This window comes from Halococcus sp. PRR34, from assembly GCF_028617175.1.
Classification (GTDB): domain Archaea; phylum Halobacteriota; class Halobacteria; order Halobacteriales; family Halococcaceae; genus Halococcus; species Halococcus salifodinae.
This window is the reverse complement of the sequence record NZ_JAQJDA010000001.1, coordinates 293,896-318,587: the sequence shown is the minus strand read 5'-3', so window position 1 is coordinate 318,587 and position 24,692 is coordinate 293,896. Positions and strand designations below refer to the sequence as shown.

The 24,692-nt window shown below is 65.9% G+C and carries 27 protein-coding genes; 13 read left to right on the top strand and 14 right to left on the bottom strand.

The window, feature by feature from the left end; translation table 11 throughout:
* Window positions 1–40 precede the first annotated feature (40 nt).
* The gene (locus PHA81_RS01590) at window positions 41–301 is read left to right on the top strand and encodes a hypothetical protein (protein WP_049910398.1); all 261 of its coding nucleotides are present in this window, start codon (window positions 41–43) and stop codon (window positions 299–301) included.
* Between the two features lie 29 nt (window positions 302–330).
* Here PHA81_RS01590 and PHA81_RS01585 read toward each other — a convergent pair whose 3' ends face one another.
* The 4 genes from PHA81_RS01585 to PHA81_RS01570 form a co-directional block, all read right to left on the bottom strand.
* Window positions 331–2,808 (bottom strand): amino acid permease, encoded by a 2,478-nt coding sequence (locus tag PHA81_RS01585; RefSeq protein ID WP_273834835.1) that lies wholly within the window; start codon window positions 2,806–2,808, stop codon window positions 331–333.
* Window positions 2,809–3,002: 194 nt separating this feature from the next.
* Window positions 3,003–4,583: a TrkH family potassium uptake protein gene (locus PHA81_RS01580; RefSeq protein ID WP_005045826.1), complete on the bottom strand. Its 1,581-nt coding sequence runs from the start codon at window positions 4,581–4,583 to the stop codon at window positions 3,003–3,005.
* 1 nt (window position 4,584) lies between these two features.
* Window positions 4,585–5,295 carry a TrkA family potassium uptake protein gene (locus PHA81_RS01575; RefSeq protein ID WP_005045828.1) on the bottom strand — a complete coding sequence of 237 codons (711 nt, stop codon included), beginning with the start codon at window positions 5,293–5,295 and terminating at the stop codon, window positions 4,585–4,587.
* Window positions 5,296–5,340: 45 nt separating this feature from the next.
* Complete coding sequence (locus PHA81_RS01570) at window positions 5,341–5,826, bottom strand: hypothetical protein (protein ID WP_005045830.1); 486 nt, start codon at window positions 5,824–5,826, stop codon at window positions 5,341–5,343.
* 97 nt (window positions 5,827–5,923) lie between these two features.
* Between PHA81_RS01570 and PHA81_RS01565 the strand changes: the two genes are divergently transcribed.
* A complete protein-coding gene (locus PHA81_RS01565) occupies window positions 5,924–6,700 on the top strand; it encodes a carbon-nitrogen hydrolase family protein (protein WP_005045831.1) in 777 nt (258 codons plus the stop codon).
* Window positions 6,701–6,742: 42 nt separating this feature from the next.
* Here the strand turns inward: PHA81_RS01565 and PHA81_RS01560 are convergent, their stop codons facing one another.
* The 4 genes from PHA81_RS01560 to PHA81_RS01545 form a co-directional block, all read right to left on the bottom strand.
* Window positions 6,743–7,357, bottom strand: coding sequence for a class I SAM-dependent methyltransferase (locus PHA81_RS01560; protein ID WP_005045832.1), 615 nt, complete (start codon window positions 7,355–7,357; stop codon window positions 6,743–6,745).
* Between the two features lie 200 nt (window positions 7,358–7,557).
* Complete coding sequence (locus PHA81_RS01555; protein ID WP_005045835.1) at window positions 7,558–7,743, bottom strand: hypothetical protein; 186 nt, start codon at window positions 7,741–7,743, stop codon at window positions 7,558–7,560.
* 55 nt (window positions 7,744–7,798) lie between these two features.
* The gene (rnz, locus tag PHA81_RS01550; protein WP_005045837.1) at window positions 7,799–8,722 is read right to left on the bottom strand and encodes a ribonuclease Z; all 924 of its coding nucleotides are present in this window, start codon (window positions 8,720–8,722) and stop codon (window positions 7,799–7,801) included.
* A gap of 423 nt (window positions 8,723–9,145) precedes the next feature.
* Window positions 9,146–9,865, bottom strand: coding sequence for a galactosyltransferase-related protein (locus tag PHA81_RS01545; RefSeq protein ID WP_005045840.1), 720 nt, complete (start codon window positions 9,863–9,865; stop codon window positions 9,146–9,148).
* A 161-nt stretch (window positions 9,866–10,026) separates the two neighbouring features.
* On the opposite strand from PHA81_RS01545, the gene PHA81_RS01540 reads away from it, so the two are divergent.
* Window positions 10,027–11,190: a glycosyltransferase family 2 protein gene (locus PHA81_RS01540; RefSeq protein ID WP_005045842.1), complete on the top strand. Its 1,164-nt coding sequence runs from the start codon at window positions 10,027–10,029 to the stop codon at window positions 11,188–11,190.
* A 139-nt stretch (window positions 11,191–11,329) separates the two neighbouring features.
* The gene (locus PHA81_RS01535) at window positions 11,330–12,682 is read left to right on the top strand and encodes a glycosyl hydrolase (RefSeq protein WP_005045844.1); all 1,353 of its coding nucleotides are present in this window, start codon (window positions 11,330–11,332) and stop codon (window positions 12,680–12,682) included.
* On the opposite strand, the gene PHA81_RS01530 is transcribed toward PHA81_RS01535, so the two are convergent.
* Window positions 12,679–13,701, bottom strand: a complete 1,023-nt coding sequence (locus tag PHA81_RS01530; protein WP_005045847.1) for a glycosyl hydrolase — start codon at window positions 13,699–13,701, stop codon at window positions 12,679–12,681. The genes PHA81_RS01535 and PHA81_RS01530 overlap by 4 nt on opposite strands.
* 280 nt (window positions 13,702–13,981) lie before the next feature.
* On the opposite strand from PHA81_RS01530, the gene PHA81_RS01525 reads away from it, so the two are divergent.
* The 6 genes from PHA81_RS01525 (at window position 13,982) to PHA81_RS01500 (ending at window position 19,342) form a co-directional block, all read left to right on the top strand.
* Window positions 13,982–15,229 carry a hypothetical protein gene (locus PHA81_RS01525; protein WP_005045848.1) on the top strand — a complete coding sequence of 416 codons (1,248 nt, stop codon included), beginning with the start codon at window positions 13,982–13,984 and terminating at the stop codon, window positions 15,227–15,229.
* Between the two features lie 62 nt (window positions 15,230–15,291).
* A complete protein-coding gene (locus PHA81_RS01520) occupies window positions 15,292–16,296 on the top strand; it encodes an AAA family ATPase (protein WP_005045850.1) in 1,005 nt (334 codons plus the stop codon).
* A 125-nt stretch (window positions 16,297–16,421) separates the two neighbouring features.
* Window positions 16,422–16,553, top strand: coding sequence for a hypothetical protein (locus PHA81_RS01515; RefSeq protein ID WP_273834829.1), 132 nt, complete (start codon window positions 16,422–16,424; stop codon window positions 16,551–16,553).
* Window positions 16,547–17,557, top strand: coding sequence for a putative sulfate exporter family transporter (locus tag PHA81_RS01510; RefSeq protein WP_049910391.1), 1,011 nt, complete (start codon window positions 16,547–16,549; stop codon window positions 17,555–17,557). The genes PHA81_RS01515 and PHA81_RS01510 overlap by 7 nt, the downstream gene beginning before the upstream one ends.
* A gap of 74 nt (window positions 17,558–17,631) precedes the next feature.
* Window positions 17,632–18,387, top strand: coding sequence for a helix-turn-helix domain-containing protein (locus tag PHA81_RS01505; protein WP_273834828.1), 756 nt, complete (start codon window positions 17,632–17,634; stop codon window positions 18,385–18,387).
* 79 nt (window positions 18,388–18,466) lie between these two features.
* Window positions 18,467–19,342, top strand: a complete 876-nt coding sequence (locus PHA81_RS01500; RefSeq protein WP_005045875.1) for a sulfurtransferase — start codon at window positions 18,467–18,469, stop codon at window positions 19,340–19,342.
* A 24-nt stretch (window positions 19,343–19,366) separates the two neighbouring features.
* Here PHA81_RS01500 and PHA81_RS01495 read toward each other — a convergent pair whose 3' ends face one another.
* On the bottom strand, window positions 19,367–20,341 hold the full coding sequence (locus PHA81_RS01495) for an RNA methyltransferase (protein WP_049910400.1): 975 nt from the start codon (window positions 20,339–20,341) through the stop codon (window positions 19,367–19,369).
* Window positions 20,342–20,461: 120 nt separating this feature from the next.
* Here PHA81_RS01495 and PHA81_RS01490 point away from each other — a divergent pair, with 120 nt between their 5' ends.
* The gene (locus PHA81_RS01490) at window positions 20,462–21,031 is read left to right on the top strand and encodes a TATA-box-binding protein (protein ID WP_005045880.1); all 570 of its coding nucleotides are present in this window, start codon (window positions 20,462–20,464) and stop codon (window positions 21,029–21,031) included.
* A gap of 30 nt (window positions 21,032–21,061) precedes the next feature.
* Here the strand turns inward: PHA81_RS01490 and PHA81_RS01485 are convergent, their stop codons facing one another.
* Window positions 21,062–21,235, bottom strand: coding sequence for a hypothetical protein (locus tag PHA81_RS01485; RefSeq protein ID WP_005045883.1), 174 nt, complete (start codon window positions 21,233–21,235; stop codon window positions 21,062–21,064).
* A gap of 143 nt (window positions 21,236–21,378) precedes the next feature.
* On the opposite strand from PHA81_RS01485, the gene PHA81_RS01480 reads away from it, so the two are divergent.
* Window positions 21,379–21,783 carry a RidA family protein gene (locus PHA81_RS01480; RefSeq protein ID WP_005045885.1) on the top strand — a complete coding sequence of 135 codons (405 nt, stop codon included), beginning with the start codon at window positions 21,379–21,381 and terminating at the stop codon, window positions 21,781–21,783.
* A 30-nt stretch (window positions 21,784–21,813) separates the two neighbouring features.
* Here PHA81_RS01480 and PHA81_RS01475 read toward each other — a convergent pair whose 3' ends face one another.
* Together PHA81_RS01475 and PHA81_RS01470 are read right to left on the bottom strand one after the other, a co-directional pair.
* Window positions 21,814–22,137 carry a hypothetical protein gene (locus PHA81_RS01475; RefSeq protein ID WP_241430423.1) on the bottom strand — a complete coding sequence of 108 codons (324 nt, stop codon included), beginning with the start codon at window positions 22,135–22,137 and terminating at the stop codon, window positions 21,814–21,816.
* 97 nt (window positions 22,138–22,234) lie between these two features.
* Window positions 22,235–23,185: a hypothetical protein gene (locus tag PHA81_RS01470; protein WP_049910402.1), complete on the bottom strand. Its 951-nt coding sequence runs from the start codon at window positions 23,183–23,185 to the stop codon at window positions 22,235–22,237.
* A gap of 228 nt (window positions 23,186–23,413) precedes the next feature.
* Between PHA81_RS01470 and PHA81_RS01465 the strand changes: the two genes are divergently transcribed.
* Entirely contained in the window at window positions 23,414–23,788 is a 375-nt protein-coding gene (locus tag PHA81_RS01465; RefSeq protein ID WP_005045894.1) for a hypothetical protein, read from the top strand.
* 54 nt (window positions 23,789–23,842) lie between these two features.
* On the opposite strand, the gene hisG is transcribed toward PHA81_RS01465, so the two are convergent.
* On the bottom strand, window positions 23,843–24,688 hold the full coding sequence (hisG, locus tag PHA81_RS01460; RefSeq protein ID WP_005045898.1) for an ATP phosphoribosyltransferase: 846 nt from the start codon (window positions 24,686–24,688) through the stop codon (window positions 23,843–23,845).
* Window positions 24,689–24,692: the final 4 nt, after the last annotated feature.

Here is a 24,692-nt window from a genome sequence, read left to right as displayed (position 1 = left end):
CAGGCCACGGATTTATTTTGTCCCCGACGGTGACGACGGTATGGTCGATCCCGAACTCGGTCGCGCCACTATCGTCTACGACAAACTCGACGAAGGACAGGTCGAGATCACCGTCGACAACGAGTACATCGCATATTTCGACGACCACTGGCTCGTGAAGGTCGGCGAGGACGACGACGGCAACGACGTCGTGCGCCGGATCCCGAGAGATCGCGTCCAGCACGTCGAGCGCTCGGTCGAGAAGTTTCAGGACAAGCTCGACATGATGGCCGACGAGGCGAGAGAACGACTCCCGTTCTGAACGCCAACGGACGGCCGCTTTCCGTCCCGTTATCGCCTGTCGAAGAGGCGTCGGAGCCACGACGTGATCCCGAGGTTCCGTTTTGCGAGGATCACCGTACTCTCCGCGGCCTCGCCGACCCGTTCGGGGATCGAACCGAACACGACCTGCTGGAGGAGTCCCGACCGGGTCGCGCCGATGACCGTGAGATCGTGGTCCGCCGAGTGATCGACGATGGCGTCGACGACGTCGTCGCTCTCGGCAACTGTCGCCGTCGTCTTCACGCCGTCGAGCGCGTCGGCGGCGGTGTCGACCGTCGTCTGCGCTTCGGTGCGCTCGCTCTCGGGTGCGTTCGGGTCGACGACGGTGAGCAGTTCGACGCTGACGCCGGTGGGTCGCGCGACGGCAGCGGCGACGTCGCCGGCCAGCTCCGCGTGCGGCCCGCCGGCGGTCGGCAGCAGGATCGATTCGACCGACGCCGAGGCGTCGGGATCGATGCGTTCGACGAGGACATCGCAGTCGGCTTCCTGCACCACCGTGTCGACGATGTTCCCGAGAACGACGTCCCGCCGCCGGGCCCGCCAGCCACCCCAGCCCATCAGGACGGTGTCGCCGTCGTACTGCTCGACGGTGTGGAGGATCGTGTCGTCGATGTGGTGGCCGATACGAACCGTCCCGCTGATCGGAACGTCCCCCGCACCGTCGAACTCGCTTCGCTCGTCTGCCGATGTTCGAGAAGCTGTGCTTCTCTCACCACCGTCCGCGAGCGCCATCGCCCGGTTCAGCACCTCGCGACGATCGTCGACGTACTGGTGGCCCTCCGACAGCGGCGTCTGCTCGGGGAGATCGACGACCGAGAGCACGAGTATTTCGCCGTTCTCGTCGCGCGCGAGGTCGAGCGCCGTTCCCATCAACTGCTCGACGTGGTCGGGGTTGGCGATCGGGACGATGATCCGGTGGTCGCGCTCGTGGCCCGACGGGTTGCGCTCGGCGACGGCGGTCGGCGTCTCCCGTTCGAGTTCCTCGGTCGAGGGCGTGCGCCGCTTCCACGCGAACCAAAAGCCGATCCCGACGAGTTCGGCAACCAGTCCGAGGAAGAAACTCGATGGCTCGACGTTGAACAGAAGGACGAGAGTCGCGAGCACCGCGACTGCGGGGATCCACGGCACTGCCGGGACTTTGAAGGATCGATCGAGGTCGGGGAACTTCCGGCGCGATCGCACGATCGCGAGGTTGACCACGACCAACCCGGTGAGCAGCATGAAGTCGGCGAAGTGCGTGATGGCCTCGATACCGAGGTGGAGCTCCGTACCGAGCAGCGGCAGCGCGAACGGCAGGTGGACAAGGGCCTCGCTGCCGGGGCCGCCGCCGAACACCACGGTAAAGACGAAGATGAACAGGACGATCAGCCCGCCCGTGAGAAGCACCGACTGATACGGCGTGTTGAGCGAGGGATGCAGCTTCTCGAACCGATCGGGGAGGTGGTCCCGCCGACCCATAGCGAGCTTGACCCGCGAACCGGCGAGGATCGTGGCGTTCGCCGCGGACAACATCGAGAGCAGCGCACCGACGATGATCACGTAGAACCCGGCAGGGCCGAGGTAGTACTGGGCGGCGTACGCCATCGACACCTCGCCGTTGTTGGCGATGAACTGTCGGGGGGCAACGCCGCCGAGATCGGTGTTCGTCGTGAGGAACTGGAGGAAGGCGTCGTTGTTCACCGCGAAGACGATGACCATCACCACGAGCGCGTAGACCACCGTGACGAACCCCATACTGAAGAAGATCGCGCGCGGGATGGTCGTACCTGGTTCCTTGATTTCCTCGGCGTTGGTCGCGATCGCCTCGAATCCGAAAAAGGTGATGAACACGAGCGAGCTCGTGACGGCGATGTCGCGGAAGTCGGCGATTCCCTGGGTGTTCTGTGCGATCGAGGTGCCGATCACGTCGGTGTTGAACGCCTGGAGGCCGCCGTAGAGGAAGAACAGGATCAGTACGACCTTCAGGCCGGTGACGACGATCTGGAACGCCCCCGTTTCCTCGGTTCCCTTGAGATTGACTCCGACCAAGAGGGCGAGCACCCCGACTGCGGAGAGCCAGTACGGGACCGCTTCGGGGATCGAGAGGACGGGATAGATGAATCGGTAGAACCAGTCACCGAAGCTCGCGAGATAGAACGCCGCACTCGCGGGATAGCCGAGGATCATCGACCAGCCGACGATGTACGTCCAGTCGCGGTCGAACGTGTTGGCGACGTAGGCGTACCCGCCGCCGCTCTCGGGGTAGAGCGCGGCGAACTCCGCGTACGCGAACGCGGTGAACGAAGCGACGAACGCGGCGATCAGGAACGCACCGATCGCCATGATGCCCACGTTGCTCACCGCAAGCCCCGAGAGCACGAAGATGCCCGCCGCGATCATCGTGCCAACGCCGAGCGCGACCGCACCGACGAAGCCGATGTCACGGTCGAGTTCGGTCTCGATGTCGCCCGCCCCGCCAGCAGTCTCACCACCGGCTCCATCGCTCATTGGGAACGACGATGACCGAAGGGCCAAAAACCCTTCACCCACTCTCCCGGTCGCCTTCCTGACATCATCGTCCGCTTCGAGGAGCAACGAACCGCGATAGCGGAGCCGTTTTGCCTGCGCTCGACTCCGATGGATCACTGTAATCTCGGACGTTTCGCTCCCGCTCGAAACGCCCGGGCCGATTCACTGTGGGACTACGGATCGAGCCCGTACAGCACCGCACGGGCGAACACGAGCACTGGGATGATTTCGAGCCGCCCGATCCACATGTTGACGACGAGCATCGCCTCGGCGAGCGGTCGCATCGACGGCCCGGTGATCCCGGTCGAGAGGCCGACGTTGCCCTGAGCACTCGCCACCTCGAACAGCGCGTCGGCGTAGCCGAACTCCGGCCCGGCGAGGTTCGTGAGCACCACGCTGCTCGCGAGCAGGACGAGCAGCCAGAGCAGGCTCACGATGGCGGCCTCGCTGAACTCGCGTTCCATCCCCTCCCTGTCGAGTTGCCGATCCCCGATCCGGGCCGTCACAACCGTACTCGCGGGTAGGAACACTCGCGAGAACTGCCACTTGATGCCGCGCGCGATGGTGTACCCCCGGATGATCTTGATGCCGCCGACGGTGGAACCGGCCGCGCCGCCGAGCACCATCGCCCCCGAGGTGATGAGTTTCCCGCCCGCTGTCCACGACCCAATCGGCGAGGACTGAAAGCCCGTGCAGGTGAGTGCGCTCACGAACTGGAACGCCGAATCGCGCAGCGAGAGCGCTGGGGCGAACGTCCGCACGTTCTGGAGCGTCAGGACGACGATCCCCACACCGAACAGCACGAACAGCCAGCGCGTCTGGAGGTCCGCGACGAGCGCGCGGAGATCGCGATCCCTGAGAACGACGTAGTGGATGGGAAAGGCGATCGCGCCGAGGGTCATGATCGGCAGCAGGACGGTTTCGATCAACGGTGAGTCGTAGGTCGCGATCGAGTTATCAGTGACCGAAAATCCACCGGTGGCAAGCCCCGTCATCGCGTGATTGAGCGCCTGCCACGCCGCCTCCGCCGGCGGCAACGACTCGCTTGCGAGGATCGCGCCGAACAGCACGATCACCGCGAGGACGGTGTACGCGAGGAAGATCTTCCAGACCGTTCTGACTGTGGAAACGATGCTCGGATGGATGCGCTCCTCGCGCGCCTCGCTGCGGTAGAGCGTGTAGCTCCCGCTGCCGGGCCGCGAGAGGATCGACACCGTGAGTACGATCACGCCGACGCCGCCGACCCATTGAATGAGCGAGCGCCACCACAGCAGCGCGCGCGGCAGCGACGGCTCGTGAATCGCCATCGTCAGCCCGCTGCCGGTCCAGCCCGACATCGACTCGAAGACGGCGTGGAGCGGATCGGCGAAATATCGGAGGCTCGACTCGGCGTAGCTCGCCCCCGCAGGCACGTAGGCGGCCGTATCGGCCGGCGAGAGGAGGTGTGCCGAGATGAAAAAAGGGAGTGCGCCGAACAGCGCGGTGAGGAGCCAGCCGGCGGCAGCGATGACCATCCCGTGTTTCATCCGCGGGGCTGGCGCGGTGGCGAAGACGTGTCTCGTGGCCCCGCCGACCGCAAGCGTCGCCACCGCGGAGAGGATGAACGCGAGTGCGACGCCGTACTCCCCGAGTGCGAGCGCCACCAGCGCGGAGCCGGCCATGAGCACCGCCTCCATCGACAGCAACGAACCGACATCGCGCGCGATGGTGGCGAGGTCCGACGGCACGCTGGCGACGGTGTGACCGCGGCGCATTTCAGTACCGCTCGCGTCGTTGTCGGGGCGCTCCGGCGTGGTCCTCGTCGCAGCCGAAGACGTCCGTGACTTCGGGCGTCGCGCCCTCGCCCGAGTACACCGCCAGCAGATCGCCGACCTCGATCCTGGTTCCGCCTCGCGGCGTGATCGGATCACCACCCTCGCGTTCGACCGCAACGATCAACGTCTCCTCGGGGAGCAGCCCCGCCTCGTCGGCCTCGGCGAGGGTGTAACCGGCAATATCGGCGTCCTCGGCGACGGTGACTTCGAACACTTCCGCGTGCTCACCGATCCGCATGAAGTCGACGATCGACGGGCGCGTGGCGGCGCGATAGAGGTGTTCGGCGATCAGCCGCTGGGGGTTCTCCATCCCGGTGACCCCGATCTGTCGGAAGACGTTCAAATGGTCGGGGTCGTGGACGACCGAGACCACGTCGGGGACGTCGAGTTCCTGGGCGAGCAGGCAGACCATGATGTTGGTGGCATCACGCTCGGTCGTCGAGATCAGCGCGTCCGCACGGTCGGCCCCCGCGTCTTCGAGCGTCTCCTTGATCGTGGCGTCGTCGTTGAGAACGAGACAGTCGTACTCCGTGGCGGCCGCCTCGGCCTTCGCCGCATCGTGCTCGATCACGACCACCTCGTTGCCGCCCGCGGTGGCGACCTCGATCAGCGGCGTGCCGATGCCGCCCGCACCGACGATCACGATGTACATTCTTTCGGCGGTTCTGCCCCACCGGTAGAAAACCTACCGTTCTAGTCAGACGGCTGTAACCCACGCACGGTATCCGTCAGAGCGGTCGTAGACCTGTCGAAAGACCCGATCCACGAACTCACCGACGCGCTTGTCGTCCGTTCGCGCCATCACCCGAACGTTGGTGCCGTCAGCCTCGTCCGGGGTGGCGAGATCGTCGATGGTGAACGACGGGAACTCGTCGAGCAGCGACTTCAGACGGTCGAGCTCGTCGTCGGTGCAGTCGAGGTTGAGTGTGCCGTCGGCGTACTGGACCCACGGCGGTCCGTCGGTGTCGGTCGCATCGGCTTCGTCGCCGGTCGCGTCGGCTTCGCCGGTCCCACCGACTTCGTGGGTCGCGTCGTCGCTCTCGCTCGTATCGTCGGTTCCATCCGCGTCGACCGTGGCGGTCTCGATCGTCAGGAACGTGCTGTCGCGCTCGGTGTGGGCACGGATCGCATCAACGAACAGCTCTTGGCGGGTGTCCGCGGTAGCGGCGTCGAAACGGGTCATGAGCCAGCTTCGGCCGTCGGAGTGAAAAGCCGGACGAACGCCGTGTCGTCCGGTTGAATAGTAGGATTTATGTCCAACGTCGCTGCACGGCGATGAGATGCGCGTCACCGTCTGTGAACTCCCCGAGGACCGCACCACGTTCGAACGCGAGTGGCCGAAGCTGGTCGAGCACGTCGCCCGCGAGGAAAGCGATCTCGTGGTGTTGCCCGAGATGCCGTTCGCGCCGTGGCTTCCCGCGACCCCGACCGACGACAAGGCTGCGTGGGAGCGCGCCGCCGCCGCACACGACGAGTGGATCGAACGTCTCGACGCCCTCGCACCCGCGACCGTGCTACTGTCCCGTCCGTCGATCCGCGGGGAGCGACGGTGTAACGAGGGCGTCCGGTGGACTGACGACGACGGCGCGACGACGGTCCACGAGAAGCGCTACCTTCCCGAAGAACCCGGGTTCTGGGAGGCGTCGTGGTACGATCGCGGCGAGCGCGAGTTCTCCCTCGTCGACTGTGCCGGCGCGCAAACCGGGTTCCTCATCTGTACCGACCTGTGGGCCGCCGAGGAGGCGCGTTCGTACGGCCACGCCGGCGCACACCTCATCGCCAATCCGCGGGCGACCGAGCAGCGCACCCTCGAAAAGTGGCGTGCCGGCGGGCGTTCGACCGGGGTCGTCTCGGGCGCGTTCGTAGCGTCGTCGAACCGGGTCACGATCGAAGACGAGTCGAACGTGGTCTTCGGCGGTGAGGGCTGGATCGTCGATCCCGACGGGGCTGTGATCGCCCGCACCACGCGAAACCAGCCGTTCGTCACGGTCGGGATCGATCTCGACGCCGCGGAACAGGCGAAAGAAACGTACCCGCGTCCGGCGTTTCGCGAGTGATGGGCATCTCCGGGAGCGGGCCCGGACGGCACGACGGCCGCGCTACTCCGCTCTCGCGAGGAGGTGAAGCCACTCCCTGTCGCTTCCCTCGTGGAGCTCCTCAACGACGAAGCCTGCGTCGACCGCGCGCTCGCGCAACCCATCCGGTGTGTAGAGCGTGAAGCGGCGTTCGTCCCGTTCTCCATAGGCTTCGCTCTCGCTCGCCCGCACACCCTCGCCCCGTGCCACAGCACAGAAGAACACTCCGTCTGGTCGGAGCACGCGCCGAAACTCCCGGAGCGTGCCGTTGGCGTCGGCGCGCGGGACGTGGAGAAACGACGCACACGACCAGAGACCGTCGAAGGCGTTCGCGGCGAACCCGAGCGTGCGCATGTCCATCCGCGCACGGCTCGCCCCAGGAGCGATCTCACGAGTAGCGTCGAGGAAGGGCCGCGAGAGATCGATGGCACTCACGTCGAATCCGTGCTCGCGGAAGGTCGCGGACTCCCAGCCAGGACCGCAGCCGACGTCCAGCACACGATCACCGTCGATCCCGCCGATCGCCTCGAGAAACAGTTCGATAGCGTCGGCGATCACGCTACGATCGGCGTGGCGCTCTCGGTACTCGGGGGCGACCCGTTCGTAGGTGGCGACCGTGCTCGCGACCGACTCGTCCATACACCGGCCACCGATGCCGCGCCCCATCAAGATTGGCGTCGTCGGAGCGGCAGTACGCTCCGTGGTCAGGTGGTGACGAACGACGGTCGTGACCAGAACTACTGTTCGATCGGGCCGTCGGCTGGGTCGGGCTGAAAAACGGGGTAGCGACTGTTCGTCGATACCTATCGCGGATCAAACGGTTCGTTTTGCTACACGGCTCACAGCTCGATTCGACAGCACGCCCCCTCGGTCAGTCCTTCCTCGTCGATGTGTGCCGACAAACAGGCGTAGTTACAGAACTGCCCCTCGCGACGTCGTTCGCCGTCCGTGTCGATGGAGCCACGTTCGACGGACACCGGGTCGTACGACGAGAGATCACTATCGCAGTACGTACACGTGTTCATAACGATCGAACGGTTTCGGCGTGAATATCGATTTCGATAGTCCATCCCTCAGTAGTCACTCCGCGCCGGGGTACGGAACGTCGATCGCCTGGCCGTCCTCGGCGACGAACGCCTCGCACTCGGCGATTTCGCGCGCCTCGCGATCGAGTTGGGAAGCGTCGCCCGCGTACCGCGAGGAGATGTGGGTGAGCGCGAGCCGTTTCGCGCCCGCGCGGTTGGCGAGTTCGGCGGCCTGGATCGCTGTCGAGTGGCCGGTTTGGGCGGCACGCTCGGCGCGATCGTCGGCGAAGGTCGCCTCGTGAACCAGGAGGTCGGCGTCGGTTGCGGCCTCGACGGTCGCGCCCGTCGGTCGCGTGTCGCCGGTGTAGACAATCCGGCGGCCCGGCCGCGGCGGTCCCACTACCTGTTCGGGCTCGATCACGGTGTCATCGTCGAGCTCGACGGTCTCTCCCCTGTGGAGTCGGGAGAACTTCGGCCCCTCGGGCACGCCGAGTTCCTCTGCGTGCTCGCGATCGAATCGGCCCTTGCGGTCGTCCTCGATTAGCGCGTAGCCCACCGACTGGGTGCGGTGGTCGGTCGCGAACGCACGGACCTCGTATTCGTTTTTCCGGAGCACGACGCCGCCCGGCTGGGCGTCGCTCACCCTGATGGGGTAGCCGAGGCGCGCGCCGGTGACGCCGACGAGGTTCTCGACCGTGCTCCGGGTGCCCGGTGGCGTGTGGATCGCGAGCGGCTCCTCGCGGTCGTTGAAATCGAGGGTCTGACACAACCCGGGAAGTCCGAGGACGTGATCGCCGTGGAGATGGGTGAGGAACACATGGGAAACGGTGAACCCGGTGGAAAAGCGCATCATCTGGCGCTGGGTCCCCTCGCCGCAGTCGAAGAGAAGGCGCTCGCCGTCGCGGCGGAGCAGCAGTCCGCTGGTGTTGCGTCGTGTCGTCGGGACCGCGCCGCCCGTCCCGAGGAACGTTACCTGCATACCCGTGCTCGCCCGCCCGCCGGGATAGCCGCTTCGGACCGATGATCGGTGTGATTGACTCCGACGATCAGCGTGGTTGCTGCGGCTGGTGCTGGTTTGCGGTAGTGCTGCTTGCGGTAGTGCTGCTTGCGGTTGGCGCGCGGCTGCGCCGAGCGGGACGGCTTGCCGTCCCGCTGGCCGTGCGAACGGCGCGAAGCGCCGTGAGCAGACGCCGCTCCGTCGGCGCACAACTCCCGTGCGAGGGATGACTGAGCAGAGTGAGCGAATGCGAACGAGCGAAGGAGTCGGTTGGGGAGGCGTGTGGCCTGCGGTTCTCAGTTGTGTCGGGATCGTAGCGGTCGTAACAGCAGCGACAGCAACCGAAACGAAAGCAACTGCGACAACGATCACAGATGCCCGAACACTCCGAACACCTCGCCCCTATTAGTCCCGACCGGCGACCGTTTCAGCGATCCAGCCGACGCGCTGAGCTACCCGTCGCGCGGTTCCGAGCCGCGAATCCTCTCGAAGCGAAGTGTTGAGCGTCTGTCGCAGCAGCCACCGGTCGGATTTGCCGTCGAGCCGCCACCACCGCACGTCGGCCCGGCCGAGGAGATACGATTTTTCGAGGAAGTCCCGGAAGGACTCGACGTAGGTGTGCTCGACGACGAGTTCGGGGACGTACTGTATCGCGTACTCCTCGGCGATCCGTTCGGCGAGTTCGGACTCCTCGTGGCCCCAACCGAAGGCTTCCTCGTCGAACCCACCGACCGATTCGATGACCTCACGCCGGATCGCCATGTTACAGCCCGGCAGCAGATCGGTGGGTTTGGTCTTCTCGCCCTGATCGTACCACGGGAGTTCGAGGTCGCGATACGGCGCGTCGGCGGGCTGGACCACCCGGCCCGCGACTGCGGGGTAGGCGTCGAGCGCGACGCTCGCCGTTCTGAGAAACCCCTCACACGGAACGGAGTCGTCGTCGAGGAAGACGAGTTTCTCGCCGCTGGCCCGTTCGATACCGACGTTGCGCGCGTGGGCCGCCCCGTCGTCGCGACGGACGATCACCTCGTAGTCGTCGAATCCGTCGCGCGCGAGGCGCTCGACGGGCTCGATCGTCGCCCCGGGCGGCAGGATCGTCGGCACGATGACGCTCACCTCGACCATCGCTCCCCGCTTTCACCAGCCACCGGAAAGCCCTTCCGGGCGCGCGCCGCGGGCCGTCCCGACTGTCGAGACGGGACGAACGGGCGACAGCATGCGGTAGACCGTCCCGATGACACCGCAGTCAGCAACACTTAATGTGTCCGCTGTCGTTCATATTGCCAATGGTCGGACAGGTTCTCGCGGCGGTTCCCGCGATCCTCTCGGTGATCCTCTGGATCATCGTTCTCCTTGCTGCCTGTTCCATCGTGTACTGGACGTATCTGGTGGCGTTCGTCGGCCGGCGTTACGAGTATCCCGACCCCGCGTACGATCCCGCCGACGTTCAGGTGCGCTTTCTGACGGTCGACTCCGAGCGGATCGTCCAGGAGAGCGTGAACGCGCTCCCCGAGTCGATCACCGACCGTCACGTGATCGCCGAGCAGCCGATGACGATCGACGGGGCGACCGTCCACGTCGTCCCCGAGGCGTTCAAGTGCGAGGCGATCCGGAAGGGGCGCGCGCTCGAATGGGCGCGACAGCATCTCACCTGCGAGAAGGAGTTCGTGCTCTTTCTCGACGAGGACAGCATCGTGACCGACCTCGACGGGGTTCCGGACGCCGACGTGGTCCAGTTCCGCGAACGGCCGCGCCGGAGTCAGTCGTGGCTCACCTATCTCGCCGAGGTCTTTCGACTGGGGTTCCAGATCGAACAGCGCGCGTTCCCCTCGCTCTCGGTGCCGCTGTACGCGTGGGGTGGCGGGATCGCGATCCGTGCGGAGCTCGAAGGCTGGGTCGGGTGGGATCGGAAGACGATGATCGAGGACACCACGTTCGTCTGGAGCGTGGCGGCCGACGAGGGGATCGATCTCGACTTCGCGCTCGCGCGCGACATGTTCGACACCCAGGCCCCGCCGACGGTCCGGGCGATGATCGCCCAGCGGAGCCGGTGGATCGCGGGCTCGCAGGCCCAGCGCGGCCTGCTCTCACCGCTGTATCGCACGCTCACAACCGTTCGGAACATCGCGTGGGCGTTCTCGCCTGCGGTGCCGTTGCTGACGTTCGTCCCGCTGTTCATCCCCGGAACCATCGCGTTCGAGCTCGCCTTCCAGGTGCTCTCGGTCGCGGTGTTCACGTTCGTGCTCGTCTGGTCACTCCTCGGGATTCGGTACTACGACGAGTCGTTGCTCGTCGGTGTGGCGTTGGTCGTGCTGACGCCGATCGTGAGCCTGCTCCACTCGCTCGGGGCGCTCGCCGGTCTCGTGATCCCGCCGACGGACTTCGCGGTGACGCGGAAGGTCAACCCCGATCTGGTCGATACCACCGACCGCGAGATCGACGGCGACTGAACTCGTCGCCACGAAACGCGAATCCGGGCGTCGCGGGCGGCCGCTCGGCTGTCGGCTCCCCCGGTGGAACAGGGGGTTTTCTCCCGGGCCGTCGCACCACAATCTTTAACGGGGCATGCAGCCATTCCCGAACCAGTAGATGAATCGTCGGACGTTCCTGCGAGCGGCGGGCGTTGCCGGAATCCTCGGAGCCAGCGGCTGTGCGACGCCGTTCGATTCCCTCGGTGGTTCCGGCCAGAACGGCTCAAGCAATGGATCCGGATCGGACGGTTCGAACGGATCGGCCGGGATGGGTGGCTCGTCCGGCTCGAACGGTTCGAACGACTCGACCGGGACGACCACCTCGCCGGCGACGGCAACGCCCGAAGCGCCGTCGACGCGCTCGGGGGCAGCACTCGCCGGCGTCTATCCCGGTGGCCCCGATTTCGCTTCGAACCTCGCACCCCTCACGGAGTGGCTCGGCCAGCCGCCGGCGGTTGCCCTCCTGTTCGTCGATGCGCTCGGCCCGACCGAGAACAAACGGCGGTTCGTCGAGGGGCCTCTCACCAACGTCTGGGAGGCGGGCCACGTCCCGATGATCTCGTGGCAGCCGTTCGTCCCCGAGCGACAGCAGACCTCCGAGGCGATCGAACGTGAGATCGCCGAGGGCGAGTACGACGACCAGCTCGCGGAATGGGCGTCGCTGCTCGAATCGTGGGCGCGCCCGCGAGGCGACCAAACACGCGGGCGGCGGTTTTACTTCCGACCCGCCCACGAGATGAACGGCAGCTGGTTCCCGTGGAGTGCGGTCGATTCGAGCCGTATCGAGTCGACGCCTGTGCCCGTCGAAGACACCGGCAACGCCACCGGCGGCGAGAACCCCACAGCCGGAACGCCACAGGACTACGTGGAGATGTGGCGACGGCTGTACGACGCGTTCGACGAGACCGATCTCGACGAGACGGACGTCCAGTGGGTCTGGGCGGTGAACGCCGAGCAGGTCCCCTCTTACCTGCAAACCGAACGGTACTACCCCGGCGACGAGTACGTCGACTGGGTGGGGATCGACGGGTTCAATCGGGGTGGGACGGAGTCGTATTCGAGCTGGCAGTCGCCAACACAGCTGTTCGACCCGATGCTCGGGCGGCTGCGCGAGCTGACCGACAAGCCGATGGCGCTGACCGAGTTCGCCTCGACCTCGGTCGTCGGCGGAGAGGGTGGCACTGAGCCCCGACCGGCACGCAAGGCCGAGTGGATCGAGAGCGCGTTCACGTACGTCGAGGAGAACGACATCAAGATGACGTGCTGGTTCAACGTCGACAAGACCGGGGTCGACGAGGCTGACTGGGCGATCTTCGGCGGCGAACGCGGGACGGGACAGGTCTCGGCTTCGGGCACCCAATACGCCGCCTACGAGGCGTACAAGCGATCGGTCTCCCGCGATGGGTTCCTCAGCGCGCTCCCCGATTACCCGCCGCTGTTGACCGACGACGAGTTCGCCGGCGAGTTCTAACCCCGCCCGAGAAACGCCGCATCACTCACGATCCGTGATCTCGGTGGCTCCGCACGGTCACCGCCGGCGAGCGCCCCTCTGTACGTCGCGTACGCTTCGTGGGATGGCTCGCCAGCGACACGTTCGGTTCCGCGCTCGCCGCCGAACGCCGCCCAGTCGGTCTCCTTGTCCTCGTTGAACCAGCACGCCAGCGCTACCTCTGCGTCGTCGAGATACTCGTACGCCGCCCGGATCCACGCCGCCTTCCGTGCGGGGTCGTGGCCGTTCGCGGTCTGGGAGGTGCTCGCAAACTCCGGTACGGCGATCGGTTTGTCGGCGAGGTGGGTCAGTCGATCGAGCGCATCGTCGAACACCGCCGCGGGCGAGCGCCACGCCGACCACTCCCGACTATCCCCCCAGTTGAACCCGTCGATGCCGAGCCAGTCGACGAATTCGTCACCCGGATAACAGTCCTCCATCGACACGCCGCCAACGTCGACGTGGTTGACACACCAGAGCCACTGGCAGTGCGTGCCGTCGATACCTTCTCGCTCGATGCGATCGTGAGCGTGACGCCACAGCTCCCGGTACGTCGACGGATCGGCCGCCGTTCGGCTATCGTTTTCGCCGACGGTCGGGCTCCAGGGGTACCAGTCACCGTTCATCTCGTGGGCGAGTCGGAGATACAGCCGCCGGTCGTCCGCGGTCCCCAGCTCGCTATCGGGGCCGGCGAGCCATGTGGCCAGCCGGTCGGCCCACCGATCGAGATACTCGTCGTACTCGCCGGCAACGATCCGGGCCGCGACGTCGGGCGGTGTCGCATCGGGCGTCGGGGTGAACGGTTCCCACGTGAGGAGCGGGACGCGACCCGCCGTCCAGATCGACGGGAGGATTCGATCGAACAGTTCGTCGATGGCACCCGGACTCCACGGCGTGAACACCGTCTGGATCGCGTGGGACGTGCCGAGCCACTGCTCCATCCGTTCGAGGACAGCCATCCGATCCGGATCGTTGTAGACGCCGAACAGCGGGGCGGTCACGCCGCCGACTCCGTGTGCCGGGCGGTTATACTGTTCGTCGGATGTGTCGGTGATGATTGCGAGAGTAATTCGGGTATCCTGATGTCGCGTACGGGACTGACGACCACTCGTCGACCACGACGACTGCCAGCGAGCGGGGTTGTCTGGTTGCGCGAAACGCGTGGCTAACACCTGTCGGACACATCGTCGGGCTTTTAACCGTCCCTCTCATTCCGGAAGTGATGACGCTGACGAGGGCGGCCGCCTGCCACGCGGCGTTCGCCCCGGCGGAGCTGTTCGCATGACCTCCATTCGACGACGCAGCGCCCTCCTGCTCGCCGTGCTCGCAGCGGCGAGCCTCGCGATGACGACGGGGGCTGCTGGGAGCGCGCCCGCGATTTCGGCCGGTGGGGCGGCGTTGCAAACCGACGACGCAAACGCAACGACGAACGCCTCGATCACCGTCGCGAACCAGACGCGTGACGGCCGGTCGGTTGCTATCGAAGCCGCCACGCTCCCCGACGGCGGGTTCGTCCTGCTCGAAGAGGCCGGGTCGAACGGCTCGGTCGTCGGGGTAAGCCTGCCGCTCAGTGCTGGCACCCACGAGGGCCGGGTGACGCTGCGTGGCGTTCCCGGGGCCGACGTGAACGTGAGCCGTCTCAGCACGAACACGACGCTGGTCGCCACGATCCACCGTGACACCGACGGCGACGATCGGTTCGATGGGCTGATCGCGGCGGATACCGACGGAGCCTACACCACGAACGGATCGCCGGTCGCCGATCGCGTCCGCGTGACGGTGCCGTCCGCCGAGCGACCGACGAACGCGACGCTCGCGTTCCCGAACGAAACCACGAACGGCTCGACCGTCACCGTCGGGCCGGTCACGCTCCCCGAGGGCGGCTACGTCGGTGTTCACCGGGGTCCGTACAACGACTCGAACGCGACCGAGAGCGTGATCGGGGCCACCCGATATCTCGAACCCGGCAGCTACACGAACGTCACCGTCCCGGTCAGCAGCGACGATTCCGGCCTGAACGCCACGGCACAGGATCGGAACATGCGTCTCAGCGCGGCCGCCTACACCGACTCCGACGGCGACCGCGAGTTCCAGTACGTGCCCTCCAACGGGAGTGAGGACGAACCGTACATCGACGATGGACCGGTGAACGCCTCGGGCGTCGTCACCATCGAAGCGCCGAATACGACCGTGACGCCATCGGGGAGCGTCGCCGCCCCGACGACCGCCGAGAACGGGACGCAGCAGCCGACACAGGGCGAATCCACTACGACCGCCCCACAGCCGTCGTCGACCACGTCGGGAGCGAACGTGTCGTCGGCCACGCTGACACCGACCACGACCCAGACGGCCGAGACGACCGAGCCAGCCACGTCCACCCCCGATCCTGCGAGCGGGTCGGATCACGAGACCACCGCTTACGGTGGCGGGAGCGACGGCCGTGAGGGCATCCTCGACAACCCGCTGTTCCCGGTGCTCGCGCTCGTCTTCGCCGTCTTCGTGGTGCTCGTCGTGGTCACCGGGCAGTAGTCCGGAATCGCAGCCGGCCACGACCGACCGATTCATCTTCGTGGCGTCCCGATCACTCGTCGATGGACGGGCCGCTGTGGACCGACACGCACGCGCCGGCGCTCGCCGATCTTCCCCAATCGTCGGTTCGGGAGTCGCTGGAGCGCGCGATCGACGAACCGCTGAATCTGATCCTCCACGGACCATCGGGTGCGGGCAAGACCGCCGCGGTGCGCGCGCTCGCCGAGCAAACGCACGCCGACCCCGACAACGATCTGGTGGAGCTGAACGTCGCCGACGTCTTCGGCCGGACGAAAAAGGAAGTGAGCAACGACCCTCGATTCGCGTCGTTCATCACGCCGAAGCGCCGGCGCAACTCCTCGAAGGCCGATCTCATCAAACACGTGCTCTCGGAATCCGCGAGCTACGCGCCGGTGTCTGGCGGATACAAAACCGTGCTCCTCGACAACGCCGAGGGGATCCGTGAGGACTTCCAGCAGGCGCTCCGGCGGGTGATGGAGCGCCATCATCGGACGACACAGTTCGTCATCGCGACGCGCCAGCCCTCGAAGCTGATCCCGCCGATCCGCTCGCGGTGCTTTTCGATCCCGGTGCGCGCGCCGACCACCGACGAGATCGTGGGCGTCCTCGAATCGATCGTCGCACGCGAGGACGTGGCTCACGACGTGGACGGTCTCGAATACGTCGCCGCCTCCGCCGACGGCGATCTCCGGCGGGCGATCTTGGGCGCGCAGACCACCGCCGAGGAGGTCGGCGAGATCACGATGGACGCCGCCTACGACGCGCTCGGTTCCGTGGGCCGCGACGACCGGATCGAGGCGATGATCACTGAGGCTGCCGACGGCGAGTTCACCGACGCCCGGTCGACCCTCGACGACCTGCTCGTCGACGAAGGGATGGACGGCGGCGAGGTCCTCGCCGAACTCCTCCGTGTCGCGCGATCACGATCGGTGGGTCCGGACGCCGCCGCGCTCCACCGCCTCGCGGGTGAGATCGACATGGATCTCGCGGAGGGCACCAACGACCGCCTTCATCTCTCGCACCTGCTCGCCGAACTCGATCGGTAGCCCGTGGTGATACGTTCCGCCAGCGTCTCTCGATCAGCTCGTCGTAACGTGCAGTTCGTCGTGCGCCAACCTTGTCGTACGACGAACGAACGCGTATGACCGTCCCTGACTGATCCGGAGACACGATGGACGACAGCGTGCCGGCGCTCGCCGGCGTCGTGGGATGGTGGACCGACCTCGACAGCGGTTGGCAGGCCGTCGTTCTCGGCGGGGTTCTCGTTGCGATCGTCCAAGCGGGAGTGTCGATCCCGTGGTGAGGCGGATACGACGGTTGCTGCCGGGACTCGTGGCGCTCGTTGTGATCGGCCTCGCTGCCCGCACCGTCGCATCGGTGGTGCCCTCGATGAACTACCTCATCGTGGCGATCGTCATCGGAATCGTCATTGCCAACACCTACGGCGTCCCTTCGTGGGCACAGCCGGGTGTCGGGACCCACAACGTCTGGCTCGAAACCGGCATCGTGGTGATGGGCGCGAGCGTCGCACTCGATCGGGTTCTCGCCGCCGGGCCCAGCATCCTGTTGCTCGTTATTGGTACTGTTCTCGCGACCCTCGTGGTCGTCGAAGCGCTCGCTCGCGGGGTGTTCGCCATCCACGAGGAGACCGGATCGCTGCTCGCCGCGGGATCGAGCATCTGTGGCGTGTCGGCGGTCGTCGCCATCGCCGAAAGTATCGACGCCGACGAAACCCGGATCGCCTACGCCGCCGCCACGGTGTTGCTGTTCGACGCGGCGACGCTGTTCGTCTACCCGCTGGTCGGCCACGTCCTCCAACTCTCCGATACCGTCTTCGGCATCTGGGCCGGGCTCACGATGTTCAGCACCGGGCCCGTGACCGCCGCCGGGTTCGCCTTTTCCGAGACTGCCGGCGAGTGGGCACTGCTCGTCAAACTCACCCGGAACGCATTGATCGGGCTCGCCGCCATCGGCTACGCCCTCCACTACGCCCGACGGACGGAGGGATCGGGCGTCGCCGAAAGCGTCTCCGGCGGCGTGGCCCACCTCTGGAAGACGTTTCCGAAGTTCGTGCTCGGATTTCTGGGGGTGATGGTCGTCGCCAACCTCGGCGTCCTCGGCGATCCCGCGATCACGTCGCTCTCACACGCCTCCGACTGGGCGTTCATGCTCGCGTTCGCAGGACTCGGACTCGAAATCGATATCGACGACCTCCGCTCGACCGGCTACCGCCCGATCCTCGTGGTGCTCGTCGGGCTGGTCGCCGTCAGCACCACCGTCCTATTGGTGGTCAACGGACTGTTCTGAGACCCACCCCGTCGACTGTCTCTCGGCCGTCCACGGACGGCACCCTTTTGTCGAGCGCCAACTCGTCTCCACGAGTGCGGGAGTTCACGTTCGCCATCGACTACGACGCCGGGGCCGACCCCATCATGGACGTCTGCATCGAGTGGCCGTCGGTCGTGGCCCACTCGCTCGACGGCTTCGTGACCGAGGATCGGTTCTGGCGGATCGAACGGATCTCCGGGCCGGAGCGTGCGCTCGACCGGATCGAGGACGTTCGCTTCGACGGGACGAAATGCGGGGAGTCGATCACGGAACAGGACTGCGAGGCGGCCCGGTATCACGACGTGCTCGAACGATCTGCCGACGAGCTCGTAATCTACACGTATCTCGAAGACATCGCGGCGTGCGAGTCGGTGCATACGCTCGCCGGCAACCACCTCCCGTCGGGGCTGGTCTTCGAGACTCGCCGCCAGGGCTCGCGCCACCAGTGGCGGGTGCTGATGCGCTCGGACGCGAAGGTCGGGGTGCTCTACGACGAGATCGGTGCGCGCCTCCGCGACGGGCTCACTTTCCGGATGGGCCATCTCCGTGACGCCGACGGCTGGCAACGCGACTCGCTCACGACGCTCTCGATGCCGGACGAGCAGCGGACGGCGCTGCGCGCCGCCGTCGAGAGTGGGTACTACGAGACGCCACGGGGGACGACCCTCGACGACCTCGCCGATACGCTCTCGGTGCCGCGATCGACGCTGTCCTACCGGCTCCGACAGGCCGAAACCCGACTCGCGCGTCGGTACGTCGGGGACGGGACCGACGACCGATGGCTCCGAGATCGGGGGGAGGGTGAGTGAGTTCGCGCCGACGCGGTCTCGCTTCTGGCACCTCTCGCCACGAGGTTAATGCGTCTCGCGGTACGAGGTGGGTCACCGGATGAGCGACTACGCGAACGACGTGCTCGTTTCGACCGCGTGGGTGAACGAGCGACTCGACGGGTTCGAGCGCGACGATCCCTCGCTTCGGCTGCTGGAGGTCGACATCGATCCGAGCAACTACGACGCGGGCCACGTGCCGGGAGCGACGAAGATCGACTGGGAGCGCGACCTCCAGGACGCCACGACGTTCGACGTCCCGACGCGAACCGATTTCGAGCGGCTGCTCGGCGACGCCGCCATCACCGCCGACTCGACGGTCGTCATCTACGGCGACATGATGAACTGGTTCGCCGCCTACGCCTACTGGCTGTTCATCTACTACGGCCACGACGACGTTCGCCTGCTCGACGGCGGCCGTGATCGCTGGCGGGCCCGCGATCTGCCGGTGACGACCGACGTGCCCCGATTCACCGGTCGGTCGTACGAAGTGACGACGACGAACGGCGCTGTCAGGGCGGACCGACCGGACGTCGAGGACGCGATGGGTCGTGGCGTCCCGCTCGTCGACGTTCGCACCCCCGAGGAGTACCGCGGCGAGATCCTCGCTCCACCGGGCTGGAACGAGGGCGTTCAGCGCGGCGGTCACATCCCAGGGGCGGTGAACGTCCCGTGGAGCCAGGTCGTCGACGACGACGGCTGTTTCAAACCCGGGGCGGAGCTGCGGGAGCTCTACCGAGAGGCGGGCCTCGATCCGGCAACCGAGGTCATCACCTACTGTCGTATCGGCGAACGCTCGGCGCTGACGTGGTTCGTCCTCAGCGAACTCCTCGGCTACGACGACGTGCGCAACTACTACGGCTCGTGGGTCGAGTGGGGAAACACGGTCGGCGCGTCGATCGAGAAGGGCCAGCGTGCCGAGATTCGCCGAGAGTAGCGCTCGATATCAGCGATCTTCCTCTCAGTCGAGAACCGCGATGTGGCGCACCAGCGAGCGGTGGACCTGGCGCTCGAACGTCGTCTCGACTGTCCACCCCGCTTCGCGCGCCGCGGTCGTCCACGGTCGATCACCGACCACCACCGCCCGCTCCGCGATCCGCCGTACTTCCGTGAACGCGCCCGCCACCACGCCATCGAGATCGCCCTCGATCTTCGACTGACGGCCGTACGGTGCGTCGAACACCACCGCGTCGGCCGCATCGTCGCGAAGCGGCAGGCGGGTTGCGTCGGATCGCGCGGTGGCGAACTCGGGATCAGCTTCCCCATCGAGGTAGTGTGCGAGATTCCGGGCCGCACCGTGGGCCATCGTCGCCTGGGCGTCGAAGCCGACGACGTCCGCTTCGACGAGTCCCGCCTCGACGAGTATCCCTCCCGTGCCGCACATCGGATCGACGAGGAGGTTTCCGGACCGCGCGCCCGCGATGTTGACGAGGGCACGCGCGAGCAGCGGGTCCATCGATCCCGGTTTGAAGAAGGGCTTCTTGGTGGGTTTGCGCGGGCCGAAATCCCGAACGCTCTCCGTGACGAGCCACCCCAGAATGCAGGTCCCGTCCGCGAACAGCGCTCGGAGTTCGTGGTCGGGGTCGTCGAGATCGACCGCGAACCCGTGGTCGGTGAGCACGCCACCGAGGCGTCGTTCGACCAGTTGTGTATCGATGCCCGTCGTGCGGCGCACGTCGCGTGCCCGGACCGCGACCGTTCCTTCGACATCGAGCGTCGCGTCGCCGAGGAGTGCCGTGGCGTCCGCGATGGTGGCATCGGTTCGGCCGAGCACTCGACTCGCCCGGTGGGTGTACGCGAGCGTTCGGACCCGTTCGTGTTCGACCTCGCGAGCGAGCGCGAGCCCCGGTACGACGACCTCGACAGCGGCCGCCGCGCTCGCCGCCTCGCGGGCGGCGAACGCGTCGTCCTCGCCACCGAGTTCGAACACGTACACGCGCGGAGGTGAGTCGGTGTGGAGTATGACGCTGTTGATCGGCGGAGCGGTCGTCACCGCGACCTATCAGCCTGTGACACCAATATTTATAAGCCTTAAATACGAGCTTTAAGACGAGTCATGTCTGCCCAAGACCCAAAGGAGACGATCAACATCGAGAACGTTGTGGCGTCGACGGGTATCGGCCAGGAGCTCGATCTCCAGAGCGTGGCGATGGACCTCGAAGGGGCCGACTACGACCCCGAACAGTTCCCCGGCCTCGTCTACCGGACCCAGGAGCCCAAATCCGCCGCGCTGATCTTCCGGTCGGGCAAGATCGTCTGTACCGGGGCGAAAAGCACCGCCGACGTCCACGAGAGTCTGGAGATCGTCTTCGACAAGCTCCGCGACCTCGAGATCCGCGTCGAGGACGACCCCGAGATCGTGGTCCAGAACATCGTCACGAGCGCCGACCTCCAGAAGACGCTGAATCTGAACGCGATCGCGATCGGGCTCGGTCTCGAAAACATCGAGTACGAGCCCGAGCAGTTCCCCGGCCTCGTCTACCGGCTCGACGATCCCGAGGTCGTCGCGCTGCTGTTCGGATCGGGCAAACTCGTCATCACTGGCGGGAAGGAGCCTGCCGACGCCGAACACGCGGTCGACAAGATCACCGACCGACTCGACGATCTCGGCCTCCTCGACGGGTAACGCTTCTCTGTCGCGATTTCTGCGTCCTTCTCACTCCCTGAAATCCGGGTTGATGATCTCCGCCATCGGCACGATGTCGGTGCCGCCACACTCCGGACACGTCTCGTCGGTCTCCAGCGGTACGCCACAGCTCTCGCACGCGTATCGGTCCTGATCTCGATTCTCGGCGTCGTGTTCCCGCCTGAGATCGTCAGCCCTGGTCATACTCACTACTATGGCTCATGTCATCATGTACCTATCGTCTGCAAATGCCTGCGATGGGATCGTCAGTGGTGATGGATCGAGCGGTGTCGTTGCAGCAGTGACGCCGCCGTGTTTTTGCTCCTGGCCGGTGGACGATCGAGGTGATGCACCGCGAGCGCGTCTCGACCGGCACCGAGTGGGAATCGCAGGTGGGTTACTCGCGCGCCGTGCGTGTCGGGTCCCAGGTCCACGTCTCGGGGACGACTGCGACCGACGACAGTGGTGCGATCGTCGGTGTGGGCGATCCGTACGAACAGACCGTCCACGCGCTCTCGAACATCGAGCGTGCGCTCGAAGACACGGGCACGGCGATCGGGAACGTGGTTCGCACTCGCCTCTACGTCACCGATATCGACGATTGGGAAGCGATCGGTGCGGCCCACCGTGAGGTCTTCGATGACGTTCGGCCCGCGACCAGCATGGTCGAGGTTGCACGGCTGATCGATCCCGACCTCCTCGTGGAGATCGAGGCCACCGCCGTCGTGGGTGCGACTGACGACGCCGAGTAACCTAGGAATTCAGTAGGGCGTTCGATCGGTTCAGAGTCCGGCCTGCACTGCCACCACCACGAGGAAAAAGAGCGCGAGCACGCTGATCACCGCACCGCCAAGGACGAGCCACGACGTTGGAGTCGGTTCGTGTCCTCGGCGGATGGAATCGGGACGGCGGTGATAGTACACTGCCATCCCGAACATGAAGAGCCCATTGGCGAGAAAGAAAGTGTCGGCCGACACCAGTTCGTTCGGCACCCCGTCTCCGAACGCGCTCACCAGCGAAAAGATGCCCATCGCAGCCCAGAGCACGGCGAGGAAGTCCGCGCGCCGGAGTGAGATCGGCGCGGCGTCGTCGGTAGGCGTGCTCATGCCGGACCAGTAGCACTGCTCACACATATGCGTATGGGAAGTGTGCGAAAACGTTCGGGGATTCGGTCAGTATCCAGAACCGAACACGATTCAGTCGTCAGTATTGATCAGAGAATGCTGTGAGGAGGGATCGAATGCGGTCGAAGATGCCGATGGACCATTTCACCACGAGCCACAGCGCGATGAAGAACGCGAGAGGTACTATCGGTCCAGCGAAAAAGAACTGCGGCCAGACGAACCCGGCACCGAACGGGATGCCGACGAGCGAGAGCAGACCCTCTGCGTTCCGTCGTCGGACGACGGTTCTGCTGGTCCCTTCTTCGATACGATCACGGATCGGGATGTCGTGCGAAGAGAGCATCTCTCGGAGGACATCCAACTGGCTGGTGGGAACGAGAACCGATCTCGGACTGACGGAAAATCGGGTTTCGTACCGGAGTATGGCCAGCGGTTGCGTACCGACACGACGGAGCTCCACTCGTTGGACGCCGGCGAGATCGATTTCCTGTTCGGAACCGCTCGGCGAAAGCGGGTGGTCTCCGCCCCGCCACGTCACTTCGATCGTGCCGTCCGCTAGATCGAGTCGGATGGTCGTGTCGGTGAACGCATTGGCGGTGCCCAGATACGTCAGCCAGAACAGACAGCAGAACCAGGACAGCACGATGGCGATGCGTGCATCCACGAGGACGGCGAGGATCAACAGGATCGGCGAGCCGGTGACTGCCACCTGCCAGAGTGTTTGCCCGTCCTGGATGGTGTACACGAGTCGCCGGGGAAGTCGACGAAGCCCTCGGTTTTCGATGGTCCAGACTGCCTCACCTGCTGTCTCGGTTGTCGTCGGTGGAGCGAGATCCCGGGTCGGCAACTCCTTGCGCCGCGAGAGATACGCTGCAAGGATAAGGAATCCGACGAGCGGGATCGAGACACCATAAAAATACAGTCCGGAATAATCGAGCTCGCGCCGATTGGCGTCCATGTAGACGAAACCCCCGAGAACGAACTGGAGAAGTACCACGCCAGCAATTCCAAGAGGGATCGTATCCGCCATCACGTAGAGCTATCGGTACGTTGAATATAGTTCTGTGCCTCGATACCCCCAGAACTGGCACGATCTGTCGTCGGTACGAAACTGACCGAACTACCGAACTGCACCACCCCGTGGTAGCGTATCGTTGCGTGAGTACACAGCCGGCAGCGCACGCGTCACTCGTGCTCACGGGACGTCTCACCGACGGAAATAGCCAGACACAAGCCGCCGCGGGGCGGATCGCCGTCCATGATCGGGACCGCCGTGTTACAGGTTTCCCCGACTACGGGCGGCCCGCTCGCCTATCTCGGCACCTTTCTCCTCGCGGCAGGGGCGTACGCGCTGACGGCCCACATCGCCGCACGGAACGTGCTCGGCGACGTCCCGCTTCGGCGGGCGGGCGTGATCGGTCTCGTGCTCGCGGTGATCGTCGTCGCCCTCCAGCAGTACGGACTGATCGCGTTCGTCGTGGCGATCGCGGTCGATTTCGCTCTCATCCGGTACGTCTATCGACTGCGGCTTCGGACGACGGGCCTCGTCACCCTCGTCCACGTCGTCGTGAGTATCCTCCTGCTGTTCGTCGTTCTCAGTGCCTATCGGCTGATCGGGACCGCCCCGACCTGACGCCCTCGAGTGATCGCTGGTCGCCATCGCCGATCGGGTTCTCCGGCGCGGCCGTTACTCGACGAGGCGCTCGATCTCGGTCACGAGAACGTCGCTCGCGCCCATTCCCTTGACGTCGTTGATCGTCGCGAAGACGTCGTCCTCGTCGACCACCGCATGGACCGCGACCCAGTCCTCGCCCGCGATGTCCATCACCGTCGGCCCGCCGAGACCGGGGATGACCTCGCGAACGTCGTCGAGGCGGTCGGTCGGGACGTTCATCATCAGATAGCGCTTGTCGTCGGCCGAGATCACCGACGCGAGCGCGGTCGCGACCTCCTCGACTTTCGGGTCGTCGACGACGTCGGGGCGGGCGACCAGCCGCACCGAACTCTGGAGCACCTCCTCGACGATCGCGAGGTTGTTGACCGCGAGCGTGGTCCCCGTCGAGGTGATGTCGATGATCGCGTCGGCGACGTCGACGTGGGGTGTGAGCTCCGTTGCCCCCGAGACCTCCACGATGTCGGGATCGATCCCTCGCTCGGCGAAGAAGTTGCGAGCGACGTTCGGGAACTCTGTCGCTACGGTGCCGCCGGCGAGATCGTCGACCGACTCGACCGCGCTTTTCTCGGGGGCGGCGAGTACCAATCGACAGGAGCCGTAGCCGAGATCGAGCAGGTCGTGGAGGTCGACTCCGGCTTCGTGGACCTGGTCCAACCCCGTGATCCCGACGTCGGCCGCCCCGTCGGCGACGTACTCCGGGATGTCGGCGGCGCGAACGAACAGGACTGTGACCTCGGGATCGACCGTCTCGGCGTAGAGCTTCCGGTCAGCGCCGTCGGCGACGTGGAGCCCGGCGCGTTCGAGCACGTCGATCGTCGGATCGTGCAGGCGGCCCTTGTTGGGCACGGCGATGCGCATACTG